The organism is Rhodococcus sp. C-2 (assembly GCF_027854095.1).
GTDB classification, from domain to species: Bacteria; Actinomycetota; Actinomycetes; order Mycobacteriales; family Mycobacteriaceae; genus Rhodococcus_F; species Rhodococcus_F qingshengii.
Window position 1 is genome coordinate 740764 of record NZ_JAQGFI010000001.1, and the last position, 15756, is coordinate 756519.

The 15756-nt window shown below is 62.5% G+C and carries 15 protein-coding genes; 13 read left to right on the top strand and 2 right to left on the bottom strand.

What is annotated here, in order from left to right; translation table 11 throughout:
* The first annotated feature begins 5 nt into the window (after window positions 1-5).
* From PCS43_RS03310 to PCS43_RS03340, 7 genes are all read left to right on the top strand, one after another.
* Window positions 6-1349, top strand: coding sequence for a DUF3100 domain-containing protein (locus tag PCS43_RS03310; RefSeq protein ID WP_047271328.1), 1344 nt, complete (start codon window positions 6-8; stop codon window positions 1347-1349).
* A gap of 84 nt (window positions 1350-1433) precedes the next feature.
* The gene (locus PCS43_RS03315; protein WP_064444474.1) at window positions 1434-2648 is read left to right on the top strand and encodes an amidohydrolase; all 1215 of its coding nucleotides are present in this window, start codon (window positions 1434-1436) and stop codon (window positions 2646-2648) included.
* Window positions 2645-4003 carry an L-serine ammonia-lyase gene (locus PCS43_RS03320; RefSeq protein WP_064444473.1) on the top strand — a complete coding sequence of 453 codons (1359 nt, stop codon included), beginning with the start codon at window positions 2645-2647 and terminating at the stop codon, window positions 4001-4003. Before PCS43_RS03315 ends, PCS43_RS03320 begins: the two co-directional genes overlap by 4 nt.
* Before the next feature lie 126 nt (window positions 4004-4129).
* Window positions 4130-5035 carry a hypothetical protein gene (locus tag PCS43_RS03325; RefSeq protein ID WP_238592712.1) on the top strand — a complete coding sequence of 302 codons (906 nt, stop codon included), beginning with the start codon at window positions 4130-4132 and terminating at the stop codon, window positions 5033-5035.
* Between the two features lie 126 nt (window positions 5036-5161).
* Window positions 5162-6307, top strand: a complete 1146-nt coding sequence (locus PCS43_RS03330) for a serine hydrolase domain-containing protein (protein ID WP_047271320.1) — start codon at window positions 5162-5164, stop codon at window positions 6305-6307.
* A gap of 306 nt (window positions 6308-6613) precedes the next feature.
* Window positions 6614-7300: a TetR/AcrR family transcriptional regulator C-terminal domain-containing protein gene (locus PCS43_RS03335; RefSeq protein WP_064688877.1), complete on the top strand. Its 687-nt coding sequence runs from the start codon at window positions 6614-6616 to the stop codon at window positions 7298-7300.
* Between the two features lie 9 nt (window positions 7301-7309).
* Window positions 7310-8437, top strand: a complete 1128-nt coding sequence (locus tag PCS43_RS03340; RefSeq protein WP_209908337.1) for an FAD-dependent oxidoreductase — start codon at window positions 7310-7312, stop codon at window positions 8435-8437.
* Between the two features lie 20 nt (window positions 8438-8457).
* Here PCS43_RS03340 and PCS43_RS03345 read toward each other — a convergent pair whose 3' ends face one another.
* The gene (locus tag PCS43_RS03345) at window positions 8458-9054 is read right to left on the bottom strand and encodes a methyltransferase domain-containing protein (RefSeq protein ID WP_165638306.1); all 597 of its coding nucleotides are present in this window, start codon (window positions 9052-9054) and stop codon (window positions 8458-8460) included.
* Window positions 9055-9059: 5 nt separating this feature from the next.
* Window positions 9060-9803 carry a GntR family transcriptional regulator gene (locus PCS43_RS03350; protein ID WP_007734901.1) on the bottom strand — a complete coding sequence of 248 codons (744 nt, stop codon included), beginning with the start codon at window positions 9801-9803 and terminating at the stop codon, window positions 9060-9062.
* A gap of 96 nt (window positions 9804-9899) precedes the next feature.
* Here PCS43_RS03350 and PCS43_RS03355 point away from each other — a divergent pair, with 96 nt between their 5' ends.
* Genes PCS43_RS03355 through PCS43_RS03380 form a run of 6 tightly spaced genes read left to right on the top strand, consistent with a single transcriptional unit; the run spans window position 9900 to window position 15642 of the window.
* Window positions 9900-11027 (top strand): TIGR03364 family FAD-dependent oxidoreductase, encoded by a 1128-nt coding sequence (locus PCS43_RS03355; protein WP_007734899.1) that lies wholly within the window; start codon window positions 9900-9902, stop codon window positions 11025-11027.
* 25 nt (window positions 11028-11052) lie between these two features.
* The gene (locus tag PCS43_RS03360; RefSeq protein WP_007734897.1) at window positions 11053-11730 is read left to right on the top strand and encodes a phosphonatase-like hydrolase; all 678 of its coding nucleotides are present in this window, start codon (window positions 11053-11055) and stop codon (window positions 11728-11730) included.
* A gap of 25 nt (window positions 11731-11755) precedes the next feature.
* Window positions 11756-12805, top strand: coding sequence for a 2-aminoethylphosphonate ABC transporter substrate-binding protein (locus tag PCS43_RS03365; protein WP_007734895.1), 1050 nt, complete (start codon window positions 11756-11758; stop codon window positions 12803-12805).
* A gap of 2 nt (window positions 12806-12807) precedes the next feature.
* Entirely contained in the window at window positions 12808-13983 is a 1176-nt protein-coding gene (locus PCS43_RS03370) for an ABC transporter ATP-binding protein (RefSeq protein ID WP_007734894.1), read from the top strand.
* Window positions 13980-14882 (top strand): 2-aminoethylphosphonate ABC transporter permease subunit, encoded by a 903-nt coding sequence (locus PCS43_RS03375; RefSeq protein WP_007734893.1) that lies wholly within the window; start codon window positions 13980-13982, stop codon window positions 14880-14882. Before PCS43_RS03370 ends, PCS43_RS03375 begins: the two co-directional genes overlap by 4 nt.
* Entirely contained in the window at window positions 14857-15642 is a 786-nt protein-coding gene (locus PCS43_RS03380) for an ABC transporter permease (RefSeq protein ID WP_007734892.1), read from the top strand. The genes PCS43_RS03375 and PCS43_RS03380 overlap by 26 nt, the downstream gene beginning before the upstream one ends.
* Window positions 15643-15756 lie beyond the last annotated feature (114 nt).

Below are 15756 nucleotides of genomic sequence, written 5' to 3' on the forward strand. Positions count from 1 at the left end.
CCGACATGACCGAAGCATTCCCTGTCTCGCATGACGATTCCCCAGTCAGCGATCAAACCGCGACGCAAAAAGTCGTTTTTGCCATGCGGTCGCCACGCCTGTGGATCGTGGTGATTCTGCTCCTCGGGCTTGCGGCAGGCGCGCAACTGATCGGCCCCGCAGTGATTCCCGTCGGCGCTGCCGCCATCACGATCCTGCCCATGGTGTGGGGACTGATTGTCGGCGGTGTCGTCTCGAGCCAGAAGTGGAAACCACTCGGCCTCGACCTTCAGGCTGCAGCCTCGGCAATCATGGGCCTGGCTGTTCTCTTGCTTTGTGCAAGGTTGTCTTTCACCATCGGCCCGAACATCCAATTGTTGTTCGAGGCGGGCCCCGCACTGCTACTGCAGGAATTGGGGCACTTGTTCGGCACTATCGCTCTCGCACTCCCGCTGGCGGTACTCCTTCGGATGGGGCCGGCCACCGTCGGAGCAACCTTCTCCATCGACCGCGAGGGTTCCTTCGCGATGGTCAGCGAACGCTACGGCCCCGATTCCGACCAGTACCGTGGAGTCCTGTCGATGTACGTCTTCGGCACTCTGTTCGGTGCCGTGCTGATCAGCCTGATTGCGTCACTGGCTACATCCTTCAACATCTTCGACCCCCTCGCGTTGGCGATGGGTGCCGGCGTCGGATCCGGCTCGATGATGGCTGCCGCTGCCGCCAGCGTCGTTTCGGCGCACCCCGAGATGGCCGACCAGGTACTCGCCGTGGCGGCCACATCCAACATCATCACCGGCCTCCTCGGCGTGTATGTCGGCATGTATGTCGCACTCCCCCTTGCTGATCGAATCTACGGCGCACTCACCAAGCGCTCGAAGACGACCAGCGAACGGAAAGCCGACACTGCCCCACGAGCGGTTGCGCCGAGCGTCACCGTGCCGCTGACCACCATCGTTCCGATTCTGTTCGTCGGTGGGGTCATCGTCTCTTCGATCGCAGCGGGTGGCGTATCTCGATCGATCATCGTCGGTTACTTGATCCTCACCGGATTGTTGCTCCTGGGCGTCGGCGTGGCCCGCCTGACCCGCGGCAAGATCGCGGCGATGATCGCCATCATCACCATCGGCGCCTTGGCGACAACACCGTGGTCCCCCATCGGTGATTTCGTCTCGAGCACCGTCGGGACTGTCGACTTTCTCTCGATCTGCACCCTCACCTTGACTGTCGCAGGTCTCAGCCTCGGCAAGGACCTTCCCTTGCTCAAGACGATCGGCTGGAAGATCGTGCCCGTCGGAATCGTCGCGATCCTCGCCTCTTACCTACTTTCCGTGGTCGTCGCGGAGTTCGCGCTGGGCCTCTGGCACTAGAACTGCACCCGAAGACGCTGAGAACCGAAGACACCGCGATCCGAAGACACAGAGAACCAAAGATGTTGAAAGGAAGCAATACCCATGTCCATCGCTGACACCCGCACCCCCACGGACTCCGTTTCGAGCACGATCGAGAAGTGGGCATCACGCCTCATCGACGTCAGCCACACCATCCATGCTCACCCAGAGTTGGCATTCGAAGAGCATCATGCGTCGGCCCTCTTGGCGGACGCCGCGCAGGAAGCCGGCTTCACGGTTACTCGCGCCGCCTACGGCCTCGAGACGGCATTCGAAGCGGTGCGGGGCTCCGGCCCTTTCCGCGTCGTCGTCTGCGCCGAGTACGACGCCCTTCCCGACATCGGTCATGCGTGTGGACACAATGTCATCGCCGCTGCCGGACTGGGAGCAGCTGTCGCGCTCGGAGAGGTCGCGGAGGAACACGGCCTGACCGTCGTCCTTCTCGGTACGCCGGCCGAAGAACATGGCGGCGGGAAAGTCTTGCTGCTCGAACGTGGCGCATGGGAGGGCGCGGCGATGTCGATCATGGTCCACGGCGCTGCAGGTGAAGACGTCAGTTGCACCGTCACCGGAACGCAGGCAGTCGACCGGTTCGACGTGACCTACACCGGACGAGCCGCACACGCGGCCGCTGCGCCACACAAGGGCATCAACGCAGGCGACGCCGCCACGATCGCCTTGGTCGCCATCGGACTTCTCCGTCAACAACTTCCGTCCGACGTCAGGCTCAACGCCTATGTCGAGCACGGCGGCGAAGCAACAAACATCATTCCGGCCTCGACGTTGGTGCGAGCGGAAGTTCGGGCCGCAGAACTCGACGTGCTGTTGGACGCCAAGCGTCGTATGCTCGCCTGCTTCGAGGGCGCAGCTGTGGCCAGCGACTGCTCCTGGTCGACCGAACGCGCCGAACCGCGCTACGAGGAGCTTGTTCAACATCGCGTGCTGGCGACGATCTGGGACGAGGAGATCGCGAGCCTGGGCCGCACCGCGGCCGCCCGAACTCCCCTGACCGGCGGCTCGACAGACATGGGCAACGTGTCGAAGGTGGTTCCCTCGATCCACCCGATGATCGCGTTACGCGGCGTTACCGGAGTTCCTCACACGATCGAGTTTGCCGCTGATGCCCGCTCCGCAGCGGGCGACGAAGCTGTTTTGCACGGAGCAATTGCAATGGCACGCACTGTGATCCGAGCCGCCACCGGGGACTCGCGCTCCAACCTCCTGACGATTGCGGCCCAGCGCGAGTCAGGAGCGACTACCGTCACGAGCGCCGAATGAGCACCACCGGCGTCTATGTTTCCGCGCTCGAATTCTTCTCCATCGGCATCGGGCCCTCCAGTTCACACACGGTCGGTCCGATGCGAGCCGCCCGCACTTTTGTCGGCGAGCTCTCCGACGCCGGCTTGACCGCGTCGGTCGACCGAATTCGCTGCAATCTGCACGGTTCTCTCGCCGCCACCGGAATAGGGCACTGCACTCCCGACGCGGTGATCGCGGGACTTCGTGGGTTGGATCCTGAAACGTGCGAGCCGAACGACGTTCACGGGCGCTGGGCCGAGCTCTCGGACGGCGGATCGGTGAAGCTCGTCGGCGGCTCACTCGGGCACGTTGTGTTCACTCACGAGGACATGGTGTTCGAGCCGCTCGTTCGCCGTCACGGGCACCCCAACTCGATGACACTGACCGCCTTCAGCGGTCGCGAAATCGTCTGTACGAGTACATATCTGTCGATCGGTGGCGGATTCGTACTGCGCGCCGGAACGGAGACGCAAGCAAGCGCGCATTCGATCAACTCACGCTATCGAACCGCGAAAGAGCTACTGGCGGAATGCGGCTCCGGAACTATCGCCGAGTTGGCACTGTCGGACGAAATCGCGATGCACGGCCAGGATCGGGCATTCACCGGCATCGACGCGATCTGGTCCGCGATGCGCGCATGCATCGAACGCGGCACCCAGACCGAAGGTGTATTGCCCGGGCGTCTCGGAGTTCGCCGAAGAGCACGGTCTGCGAACATTCAACTGGAACAACGTAACTGCGCACCCTCCTCACGCGAGTGGCTGACCGTCTACGCCATGGCGGTCAACGAAGAAAATGCAGCAGGTGGCCGCGTGGTAACGGCTCCGACGAACGGTGCCGCAGGCATCGTGCCGGCAGTGCTATACCACCACATACGTGCGGCGGGCGCCGGTGTTCACGACGTTCGAACCTTTCTCCTCACCGCTGCCGCAATCGGATCGATCATCAAGGCGAATGCCTCGATCTCGGGCGCGGAGGCGGGGTGCCAAGGCGAGGTCGGAGCTGCCTGCGCGATGGCGGCAGCCGGCTTGTGCGCTGTCATGGGCGGATCGCCACGACAAATCGAGAATGCAGCTGAGATTGCCATGGAACACCATCTGGGGCTGACCTGCGATCCGGTTGGTGGCCTGGTCCAAATCCCATGCATCGAACGAAATGCCGTAGCCGCCTCGACTGCAGTCACCGCAGCTCAGCTCGCATACCTCGGTGACGGGACGCATGTGGTGAGCCTCGATACCGTCATCGAAACCATGCGCCAAACCGGAAACGACATGTCCGTGCGTTACAAGGAAACCAGTGAAGGCGGGCTCGCCGTCAATGTCGTCGAGTGCTGAGGAGGATGTCGACGGCAGCGGCGAGGGCGGGCGGACGCCGTCGCCGGAAATATCATCCTCTCGAACGATGAAGTCCGGTGTACCGATTTCTACACTCGGTGACATGACTTTGTGGACGGTGACCAGATGATCGCTCATCACGCTGGAGGAATCCCACTGCACAATTCTTCACGGCACAACACTGCGGGGCCGTCGCGCTCGACGCAGTCCTCAGGTCGCAAGATCGCCGCGTTGATCGCGCTGGTCGCCGGTTTCTCCGCTGCCTTCGTTCTCGCCCCGGGCATGCTGACGAGTAGGCCGGGTGATGGGTACGCAGACCAGGGAGAACTCGTCGAGACGGTCCGCGCCGCGTTCGTCGAATACTGGAGTTCCGGTGTCCAAGCCTTCTCGCCGAGCTTGGAGTCCGCTGTCGACTACTGGCTGCGGTACCACGTGGCCAAGGCCGTGATCGCGGTAATCCTGCTGACGGTTCTGCTCGCACTCGGCCGGATGCTCAAGGCGTCGTTCGTGAACGCCGGCCCTCTGACGGCTGGAAAGAAACTCGCATTCGTCTCGGCGGGAGGGCTGGTCACGCTCCTCGCGATGTTTTCCTCGGTACTCGTGATGGCAAATATCCAAGGTGCCGTTGCACCCTTCTCTTCGCTGATCTCGATGTTGCCCGTGGCCCAGGCGGATGGGGCACCTGGCGACACTGTCGGGCAGGTCCGCCAACAGCTCGCTCAGTCGACGGGCACCGGAAACCAGCAAAGCCCTGTCCTCGAACTGATGATCAGCGACTTCGCGCGGTATCACTTGGCCATGGCGGTGATCGCGCTGATCGCGGCAGCAATATCACTGATCGTGACTGTGGTCGTGTGGGCACGCTTCGCGAGAACGGCGCGATCCGAGCGACGGACGAGATTCGTGTCGGGGTCGATCGGTCTTCTCGCTGCACTGTTCACGCTGGGATTGATCGTTGTCGGCGTAGCAAATATGGGCACCGCGGCAGACCCGGCACCCGCGCTGGCGGCGTTCTTCAACGGCGGACTCTGACCCAAGTCAAGGGTTCAGGCCAGGGTTCCGTAGTCCCCCGGTACCGGTTGAGGAGGTACCTGGGGACTGCGTCTGCCGTACCCGGGGTCGATGTGTGAGTGCCCTCGGGCAGGCAGAGTTCGACTCATGAAAACCGGAGCAAGACGCATCCTGCTTGTCGGCCTGTGCAGCGCCATGGTTGGAGCTGTAATCAGCTGCAGCACGGACAAATCCACAGACACATCCGACAAGATCATGGACTCGACCATCACCGACCAGCTCGATTCGATCGTCGACGCAGCGGTGAATTCGACCGGGATTCCCGGTGCGATGGTGGGCATTTGGGGGCCCGACGGCAACTACGTCAAGGTTGCAGGAGTCTCGGATACGGCAACCAAAGCGCCGATGGAAACCGACTTCTACCACCGGATCGGTAGCGTCACCAAAACATTTACCGTGACCGCCCTGCTGCAATTGGTCGACGAGGGAAAGATCGGTCTCGATGATCCGATCTCCAAGTACGTCGACGGCGTCATGGAAGGCGATGCGATCAGCCTGCGCCAGCTGGCGGGGATGCGCAGCGGCCTCGTGGCCTACACGACGTCCGAACAGTTTGTCATGGATGTTCTTTCCGACCCTCGCCGATCATTCACATCCGAAGAGCTCTTCGGATACGTCAAGGACCTCCCACTCCAAATTCGACCAGGAACCACTGTCGACTACTCGAATACCAACACCCTTCTGCTCGGCATGGTCATCGAGAAGGTCACCGGCTCAACGCTGTCGGACGTCATCGACACCAAGATCACCACACCACTCGGAATGGAGCACACCAGCTTTCCCACCACCAACGCGTTCCCGAACCCCCACGCACAGGGATACACCAACCAAACACTCGACGAATCCGTGACCGCAGCAACGGACTGGAACCCGTCGTGGGGAGGCGCCGCGGGCGCAATGATCTCGTCGTTGGACGACATGCGCATCTGGGTTCCGGCCTTGGCCAAGGGCGATCTCCTCGCCGACGACACTCAGAAGCAGCGCCTGCACACCGAGCCCCTGGGCGAAGGGGACGACAACTCCGGGTACGGACTCGGATTGTTCAACAGCGGCGGCTGGATCGGTCACAACGGAAGCCTGCCCGGCTACAAGACAGTCTCGGTCTACTTGCCCGAGAAGGACACAACCCTGGTCGTCTTCATCAACACCGACATCGACGGAGAGACCGACCTGACCAGTGCTTTGATGGTGCCGATCACCAAGTTGATCAGCCCGGGCAACGTCTACGGCTGATCACCTCGGGTCCGATCCACAATTCGGACGAAAGTGACATCTCGGGTTTCGATCTGTCGATAGGCTCGACCGTCGACAGATCGAAACCCGAAAGAGGCACTCATGGGATCGTTGAACGACTGGCTTCTCGACAGCGATAGCCCGCTCGTGGGCATAGTCGGCGGCATCCTGCTGACGATCGCAATGCTCTCCGGCGGTACGGGCATGTAACCCACCGCTCCCGATATGGCTCCGCACAGCGGTGGACGTTCAGTGCGTGATCCAACGAACATGTTCGTTACGAACATGTTCGTGTACGGTAAAAACATGCCCAACCAGCCAGCAAGTCCATCGAGCCGACGCAATCGTCCGGCCAAACCCGCTCTGACACGCGAGGGCATCGTCAGTACCGCGGTGGAAATCTTGCGATCGGAGGGGTTGCAGAAGTTGACCATGCGTCGACTCGCCCTCGAACTCGACACCGGGCCGGCATCGATGTACGTGTACGTGCGCAATACCGCCGAATTGCACGCCGCCGTTCTGGACACACTTCTCGGAGTGGTTGACCTCGCCGAAAATTCCTCCGGCACTTGGCAAGCTCGCCTTGAACGGGTGTTGACCTCGTACACGGCCGTGCTGTTCGATCATCCCGGTCTCGCCCAGTCGGCACTCGTTTCCCGACCCAGCGGAGTTCACTACGTACGCCTGCTCGAGCGCCTGCTGGCATTGCTCGACGAAGGCGAAGTCCCTCCAGGTCAGGCCGCGTGGGGCGTGGACTTGCTACTGCAGTACGCGACGTCCACTGCTGCCGAACACTCGGCGCCGAACAATTCCGCCGACGCGGATGCCCGATGGAGCGCGTTGACCGACGCAATCCAGAACGCAAACCCGCAGACGCACCCACTCGTCGCAAGACATGCAACAGCTCTACTTGCCGGTGAACCCTCGGCGCGCCTCTCCTGGGGATTCCGCACGCTCATCACCGGCATCGAGAACACCCCACTCACTTCTTAGGAACCCACCATGAACCACTACCCCATCGCAATCATCGGCGCCGGCCTCGGCGGCCTCACCCTCGCCCGAGTCCTCCATCTCCGCGGAATCGATTCGGCGGTATTCGATCTCGAATCCGGACCGACAGCCAGAACTCAAGGCGGGATGCTCGACATCCACGAAGACTCGGGTCAGATCGCGCTTCGTGCCGCCGGCCTCTATGAGGAGTTCCGCGCCCTCGTTCATCAAGGCGGGGAAGAGACACGCGTCCTCGATCGAAATGCCGTCGTGCACCTGAGCGAGCAGGACACCGGAGACGGCGACCGCCCGGAAATCGACCGCGGCCAGCTCCGTGACCTACTGCTCAGCTCAATTCCGAAGGAAACAATCCACTGGGGAGCCAAGGTCCGCAGTGCTCATCCGTTGCCGGATGGTCGACACGAAGTTCACCTCGCGGATGGAACCCACTTCACCACCGATCTCCTGGTCGGCGCCGACGGTGCGTGGTCGAAAATCCGTCCATTGGTTTCAAACGACACTCCTGCGTACACCGGAATATCATTCGTGGAGTTCGACCTTCACGACGCCGACAACCAGCACGTGGATGCCGCTGAAACCGTCGGCGGCGGAATGATGTTCGCACTCAGTGCCGACAAGGGCTTCCTTGCCCACCGTGAGACCGACAACAGTCTGCACATCTATGCCGCCCTGCGAGTTCCCGAGAGCTGGGCAGCGAGTGTCGACTTCTCCGACGATCACATCGCGAAGAAGTTTCTGCTGGAACACTTCTCGGACTGGGACGAGTCACTGCGTTCACTGATCGTCGAAGCCGACAGCTCGCTGACCCCTCGCCCCATCCATGCCCTTCCCATCGGCCACAGTTGGAGCCGTACTCCCGGGGTCACTCTGCTCGGGGACGCGGCACACGTCATGTCGCCGTTTGCCGGAGAGGGTGCGAACCTGGCAATGCTCGACGGCGCGGAACTCGGCCAGGCGATCGCGTCGCACAGCAGCACGGAGGAAGGGCTAGCTGTCTACGAAGAGCGCCTATTCCCACGCAGCGCCGCGGCGGCACAACAGTCCGCTGATGGACTGGACATGTGCTTCGGCGAGAACGCACCCCAGGGGCTCGTGGACATGTTCACCTCACACGCGTGACCGGAGCCGTTGCCTGATTGTCAGTTCGCCCGTGCAATGACATGCAACCAATCGGCAGTGGGACCGACCACGGCGTCGATTGACAAAGTTTCCCACCCGCTTCTGCCGAGCACCTGACGAAGTTGGTCCTCCTGCCAAAATGTGAAGTGGCGCGGCAACCCCAATTTCGCTTTGCTCCAACTGGTTCCGTCGCCCCTCTTGACCGTGAACGCGAAAATTCCCTCTGCCCCGACTACACCTCGCGACTTTCTCGCGACGAATTCGAACTCGTCGCGTCGCAAATGAAGCAGGACTGCATTTGCCACCACGGCATCGTACGTTCCGTTGAACTGCCCAGTTCGCATGTCGAGAACCTCAGCTGTAAAACCCTCTGCCCTCATCATTTCCACGAAGGCGAGTGCGCCGTCAGTGCGCGCCACCGATACTCCGAGAGATTCGAGGTACTCGGCATCACGGCCGGGACCACTGCCGAGTTCCAGAATCGTCCCTCCGTCCACCAGCTTGGCGATCCGGGCGAGGTACCGGACCATCGCCTCCCCCATGACATACGGTCTAGCTGCATACAGATTCGCACCGGCCTCATAACTCGCGAGTGTGATGTCGCCTGCGTCGTCCACGGCCATCACTCCCGCAACGTCGTCAAGAAGGCAATGCGGTCGCCGCGGTAGAGCGAGCGAACCCGCTCGATCGGCACACCGTCCGGATCGACGGAGGTCCGGTGCAATAGAAGCATCGGCATCGAGGTGGTGGACTCGACGAGGGTTGCCTCCCGCGGTGAAGCGAGCACCGTCTCGATCCGTTCGGTTGCGGAGGCAAAGACCACGCCGATGGAACGGATAGCCGCGTACAGCGACGTCGTCGCATCGAAAGCGTCGAGCATCTCACCGAACCTGCTGTCCGGCAGGAACGTTGATTCGAGTCCGATCTTCTCTCCGTCGGCGAAGAGAACACGCTCGAGGTGAACGACGCTGTCACCTGGTTCGATACCCAATTCCGTGGCGAGACCGTCGTCGGCCGACATTCGTTCGAAGGTCACAACCTTACGACTGGGTACTCGCCCAGCGCTCAGAGCACCTTCGGTATAGGAACGAATCGATAGCGGCTGAACCAACTTCGGACTCGCGACGACAGTGCCCCGCCCCCGCCGCTCGATTCGCCCTTCGACAAGAAGATCACGAAGCGCTTGACGGACCGTCTCGCGAGCGACTGTGAACCGCGCCGCCAATTCCCGCTCGGACGGGACTGCGTCGCCCTCCTCGAGCCCACTGAGAATGGTCTCGATCTCGGTGCGCACCCGGTAGTACTTCAACTCCGGTTCGATCACGACGCTCGAGGTCCCCGGCCCGGTGGACGTCTGCTGATTCATGGCGCAAGCGTACAAGAATTCGGTCTATACCAATTGTTAACCTGGAGTTCGTCTCGATTCCCCCTATTGGTCTAGACCAAACGTCACTATCTCTACATGCGAATTTTGATTGTGGGCGGAGGGATCCTCGGAACGGCGCACGCCGACGAGGCAATCCGTCGGGGACACGACGTCATCCATCTCGAACGTGAGCCCGAAGCCCGCGGTGCCACGGTACGGAACTTCGGCCTCGTCTGGGTATCCGGGCGAGCCCCGCACGAACTCGAAGCTGCGCTGCGCTCGCGCGAACTGTGGGCAGACCTTGCCGCCCGTGTCCCCGGCGTCGGATACCGCCCAGCCGGCTCCATCACCCTCATGCGCACCGAGGAGGAGGTCGCGGTCGCGCAGGAAGCGTTCTCTCGGCCGGACGCCGACAACCGAGGGTTCGCGCTTCTGGATCCCGACGCCGTTCGCGTCGTCAACCCCGCGCTCCGGGGCAAGTTTCTCGGCGGACTGCACTGCACGCTGGACGCCGCTGTCGAGTCACGGCAAGCGCTCCCCGCCATCCGTTCTTACCTCGAATCCACCGGCCGTTACACCTTCCACGCCGGAACGGAAGCCCGCGAGATCACGACGACCACCTCCGGCGCACACATCCGCGACGACCACGGTCGCAGCTTCGACGCCGATCTCGTGATCGTCTGCCCCGGAGCAACACTCGGCGGATTGGCTCGCGATCTCGCCGGCGATCTCCCGTTGCGCCGTGTGCGCCTGCAGATGATGCAGAGCGCCCCACTCGGCGAAAAGCTCACCACCGCAATCGCTGACGGTGACAGCTTCCGTTACTACCCGGGTTTCGCCGGATCTGCCCTCGATCACCTCCGTACAGTACAGCCGCAGGAACCGACTGCCGAGGAGCACCGCATGCAACTCCTGTGCGTGCAGCGCTTGCACGGCGGGCTGACCATCGGCGACACCCACGAATACGAGGAACCCTTCGACTTCGATGTCGACGAGGCGCCCTATCGCCATCTGTCCGGAGTCGTGGAAACACTTCTGGGACGCGATCTTCCGCCAATCGTCAAGCGTTGGGCGGGCGTCTACAGCCAGTGCATCGACCCCTCACAACTTGTTCACCGCGCACAAGCCGCCGACAACGTCTGGGTGGTTGCCGGCCCCGGTGGCCGCGGTATGACGCTCGGCCCGGCACTGGCGGAACAAACCGCCGACCAGCTCGGTCTCTGAATCTCTCCGACAAGAAAGACTTCTCATGTCTCCGATCACCCTTGCCGTTCTCGACATGGCCGGCACCACCGTCGCCGACGACGGACTGGTTCTTCGCGCCTTCGCTGCCGCCGCTGAAGCCGGCGGACTGCCCGCCGAAGGCCCGGAAGCCGACGCCGCTCGCCAGTACGTCCTCGACACGATGGGCCAGTCGAAGATCGTCGTGTTCCGGGCGATCTTCGGTGACGAAGACCGCGCCCAGGCCGCGAACGCCGCCTTCGAAACCACGTACGACTCCCTCATCGACCAGGGCCTGGCCGAACCGATCCCCGGCGCCGAGAAAGCCATCACCACTTTGCGCGAGGCCGGCATCAAAGTTGCCTTGACCACCGGGTTCAGCCGATCGACCCAGGACAAACTCCTCGTCGCGCTCGGCTGGAAAACCCTCGCCGATCTCACCCTCTCCCCCGCCGAGGCCGGTCGCGGTCGACCGTACCCGGACCTGATTCTGACTGCCCTGCTCAAACTTTCGATCGACGACGTCCACCAGATCGCCGTACTCGGCGACACGTCCAACGACGTGCTCAGCGGCATTCGTTCCGGCGCATCCATCGTCGCCGGAACTCTGACCGGCGCACACGACGAGCAACAGCTTCGCGACGCCGGAGCCACCCACATCGTCCCGTCAGTGAAGGAGTTCGCCGAACTCCTCACCCACTCCTGATCTCACCTCCGAAAAAGGAATCGTCATGCGTCTACGCCCGAGCATCGCTGCGGCCGCTCTCGCCGTGTCCGTCCTTTCGTTCACCACTGCCTGCGGTGGCACCGGCACTGCTGCCGGATCAGATACCGACACCGTCACCGTCTACAGCGCCGACGGTCTGTCCGGTTGGTACAAGGGAAGATTCGACGCCTTCACCGCGCAGACCGGTATCGCCGTCAACCTCGTGGAAGCCGGATCCGGAGAGGTCGTCTCCCGCGTCGAAAAGGAGCAGTCCAACCCACAGGCAGACGTGATCATTACGCTGCCCCCGTTCATCCAGAAGGCCGACGCCCAAGGTCTGCTCGAGCCCAGCGGAATCGACACCTCCGCCGTTCCTGCCGGAGACAAGGACGACGCCGGCAAGTACGTGCCCGTCGTCGAGAATTACCTCTCGTTCATCGCCAATCCGACTGCATCACCCGCCCCACAATCTTGGGACGATCTGCTCACTGACCAGTTCAAGGGCAAGTTGCAGTACTCCACGCCCGGCCAGGCCGGCGACGGCACCGCGGTGCTCTTGCTGCTCCAGCACCTGATGGGTAAGGAAGGAGCACTCGACTACCTCGGAAAGCTCCAGGCCAACAACGTCGGACCCTCGTCTTCCACCGGAAAGCTCCAGCCCAAGGTCAGTAACGGAGAGCTGCTGGTCGCCAACGGTGACGTCCAGATGAACCTCGCCTCCATCGCCGACGACGGATCGAAGTTCGACATCTTCTTCCCCGCTGGAGCCGACGGCACTCGCACCACCATTGCACTGCCCTACGTGATGGGCCTCGCCAAGAGCGCACCGAGCAGCGAACAAGCCAAGAAGTTGATGGAGTTCCTGCTCTCCGAAGAATCCCAGAAGACCGTCGCCACCGATGCACTCGGCGTATCGGTCCGCGAGGACGTCCGAAGCGCTGCCGGTGAATCCACCGACAAGAACACGCCTTCCGGAGTTCTGCAGGGCGTCAACGTGTGGACCCCGAACTGGAACGACGTCCTCAGCTCGCTCGACGCCGACATCGCCGCTTACCAGAAAGCCACCGGGAGCTGATCATGGCAAGAACCAGACTGGGGCGGACGCTCCCCGAGACCGTCGGTGTTCACGGAGCGATCGAACATTCTGCTCCGGCCATCACCTTCGATCGCGTCAACGTCGCCTACGGCCGCGGGAAGACCGCAACCCATGCACTCGTCGATTTCAATCTGCGAGTGGCACCCGGTGAAACTGTGGCACTGCTGGGGCCCAGTGGATCCGGCAAGTCGACCGCCCTGAAGGCCCTCGCGGGATTTGTCCGCCCCACGTCCGGTTCCGTCAAGCTCGGCACCCGAGACATCACCAATCTGCCTCCCGCACAACGCGGTATCGGCGTCGTCGTTCAGTCGTACGCTCTCTTCCCGCACATGCGAGTATCCGAAAACGTAGCCTTCGGACTCCGAGCCCATCGCGTGCCGCGGTCGGAGATCGGCACTCGCGTGGCCGAAGCCCTGGACATGGTCGGGATGTCGGCGTACGGAAAGCGGCTTCCCCGTGAACTTTCCGGCGGTCAACAGCAGCGAATCGCCATTGCCCGAGCGTTGGCAATTCGCCCTGGAGTACTCCTCCTCGACGAACCGTTGGCCGCCCTGGATGCTCAACTTCGCGAGAGCATGCTCGGCGAACTGGCGAGACTGCGCGCAGCACTACCTGACACAGCCATGCTCTACGTGACGCACGATCAGAGTGAAGCCCTGGCGCTCGCAGACCGTATCGCAGTGATGCGCAACGCCAGACTCGCGGACATCGACACCGCTGAGGCCTTGTGGAAACGTCCGCCGTCCAGCTTCACCGCGGCGTTCCTCGGGGGTGCCAACCTGCTGCCCTGCACCGTCACACGCGTCATCGGCACCTCCGCGCTGGTCTCGATCGGTGGCACGCCGTTCACTGCTCACGCCCCGCAGCCCGAGATCGGGCACATCGAATGGGAGTCCGACATGGACGCCTACCTGTGTGTTCGTCCACACGCGGTAGCCGTAACCGGTGTCGGCGCACGAGGATCATTCCCGGCGCGCATCGTCTCGAGCGTCTGGCGCGGTTCCACGACGCGTCTGACGCTGGCTGTACGTGGCCTCGACGATGTCCGCGTCGACGCGGATGTTCCAGGGCACGACGAACGACCGGTCGACACCGAAGTGGGCGTCGTCCTGCCCACGGACGGCAGTGTCCTGGTTCCGGCGGATCGCCACCCATGACGACAACCCTGGAACGCCCCGAAACCGCTGCGCCCCAGCACAAAGACCCGATCCCGTGGCGCCGGATCGGCTGGACGCTGCCACCACTGCTTCTTGTCCTCGTGTTTGCTGTCTATCCCACCGCACGTGTCCTCACGGAATCTCTGAGCACCGCAGATGGCACAGGGTTGTCCACGTGGTCTTCGGTGGTCGGTTCGGAACTGTTCAGAACCGCGCTCTGGCGGACCATCCAAATCGCCGTGGCGTCGACCCTGGGTTGCCTGATCCTGGGCACCTTCCTCGCCTTGGTGCTTGCCTTCGTTCCGTTCGCCGGATCCAAGGTGGTGGGGCGATTGATCGACACGGTGCTCGCCCTGCCGTCTTTCCTGATCACGCTGGCGTTCACGTTCCTGTACGGGACAGCCGGCGCCGTCAACGCCTTGATCGTCCGCATCACCGGCGATGCGAGCGGCCCACTGAATTTCCTCAACACTCCGTTCGGTGTGATCGCGGCCGAAATCACTTTCTTCACACCCTTTGTCGTGCGTCCGCTATTGGCAGCGTTCACCCAGATTCCGCGTGAACAACTCGACGTGGCAGCCAGTCTCGGCGCGTCACCCGTCCGAGTTCTGCGACAGGTGGTGATGCCGGAAGCGTGGCCGGCCCTCCTGGCCGGTGGATCGCTCGTACTTCTGATGACACTGAATGAATTCGGCATCGTGCTCTTCACCGGAGCAAAAGACGTCGTAACTCTTCCGGTCCTCATCTACACCCGCGGCATTGTCACCTTCGACTTGCCCGGCGCAGCAGTGATCGCGACGGTCCAGGTCGCACTCTCACTCGGCCTGTACTGCCTCTACCGATTCACCTTCAACAGATTGATGGGAGGCAGCCGTGCTGCTGTGGACACGAAGCTCTAGGGCCCTCGTACTCGGATTCTTCACCCTGGTCGTCGCGGTGGTTTTTGTCGCGCCCATCGCCACCGTCGTCGCGGCTGCCTTGGCCGGATCGTGGACCGGTCCACTTCCGTCGAATCTCGGCGGCAAGAACTTCTCCACGGCGCTGTCCGACGAGAACTTCGCCAGCCTGATCGTCAGTTTGCAGACTGCATTCATCGCGGGGGCATTGGCATTGATCGTCGGAACGTGGGCCGCGCTGGCCGCGCGTGAGGCACCGATGTGGCTGCGGCGCATCACCGATGCCGTATTCCATTTACCGATTGCGGTTCCGTCGGTCGCGATCGGCTTGGGTCTGCTCATCACTTTCAACGAGCGCCCGCTACTGCTCGGCGGCACCAAGTGGATCGTGATTCTCGCTCACACGGTTTTGGTGCTTGCCTTTGCCTTCAGTTCCGTATCGGCCGCGCTCGAACGGCTCGATCCCGCCTACCGTCAAGCTGCCGAATCACTCGGCGCCGGCCCGGTGCGGGTGCTGACACGGGTAACGCTACCGCTGCTGCTCCCAGCGTTGGGTGCGGCCACCGGGCTTTCCATCGCACTGTCGATGGGTGAGCTGGGCGCAACGGTCATGGTCTACCCGGCGACATGGAAGACCTTGCCGGTCAGCATCTTCGGACTCACCGACCGTGGCCAGGTATTTCTTGCCGCAGCAAATACGACACTGCTGCTTGCAGTCACCCTGGTCGCCCTCATGGTGGTCGGCAGAATTCGTCGGCGCTGACCTTGCTGTGCGCCTTTATTAACCGCCGGGGGTTAATAAAGGCGCACAGCAGAGCGGGTGGTTCAGGATCTCCTTCGTAAGAAACACGAATTTTTGGGGGTGGTGAAATGAGTT

Excerpts from the sequence above, each read along its gene's own strand:
- PCS43_RS03365 (WP_007734895.1), top strand. The coding sequence starts at position 11,756 with ATGCGTCTACGCCCGAGCATCGCTGCGGCCGCTCTCGCCGTGTCCGTC.
- PCS43_RS03360 (WP_007734897.1), top strand. The coding sequence starts at position 11,053 with ATGTCTCCGATCACCCTTGCCGTTCTCGACATGGCCGGCACCACCGTC.
- PCS43_RS03335 (WP_064688877.1), top strand. The coding sequence starts at position 6,614 with ATGCCCAACCAGCCAGCAAGTCCATCGAGCCGACGCAATCGTCCGGCC.
- PCS43_RS03330 (WP_047271320.1), top strand. The coding sequence starts at position 5,162 with ATGAAAACCGGAGCAAGACGCATCCTGCTTGTCGGCCTGTGCAGCGCC.
- PCS43_RS03310 (WP_047271328.1), top strand. The coding sequence starts at position 6 with ATGACCGAAGCATTCCCTGTCTCGCATGACGATTCCCCAGTCAGCGAT.
- PCS43_RS03325 (WP_238592712.1), top strand. The coding sequence starts at position 4,130 with ATGATCGCTCATCACGCTGGAGGAATCCCACTGCACAATTCTTCACGG.
- PCS43_RS03340 (WP_209908337.1), top strand. The coding sequence starts at position 7,310 with ATGAACCACTACCCCATCGCAATCATCGGCGCCGGCCTCGGCGGCCTC.
- PCS43_RS03355 (WP_007734899.1), top strand. The coding sequence starts at position 9,900 with ATGCGAATTTTGATTGTGGGCGGAGGGATCCTCGGAACGGCGCACGCC.
- PCS43_RS03375 (WP_007734893.1), top strand. The coding sequence starts at position 13,980 with ATGACGACAACCCTGGAACGCCCCGAAACCGCTGCGCCCCAGCACAAA.
- PCS43_RS03350 (WP_007734901.1), bottom strand. The coding sequence starts at position 9,803 with ATGAATCAGCAGACGTCCACCGGGCCGGGGACCTCGAGCGTCGTGATC.
- PCS43_RS03320 (WP_064444473.1), top strand. The coding sequence starts at position 2,645 with ATGAGCACCACCGGCGTCTATGTTTCCGCGCTCGAATTCTTCTCCATC.
- PCS43_RS03370 (WP_007734894.1), top strand. The coding sequence starts at position 12,808 with ATGGCAAGAACCAGACTGGGGCGGACGCTCCCCGAGACCGTCGGTGTT.
- PCS43_RS03315 (WP_064444474.1), top strand. The coding sequence starts at position 1,434 with ATGTCCATCGCTGACACCCGCACCCCCACGGACTCCGTTTCGAGCACG.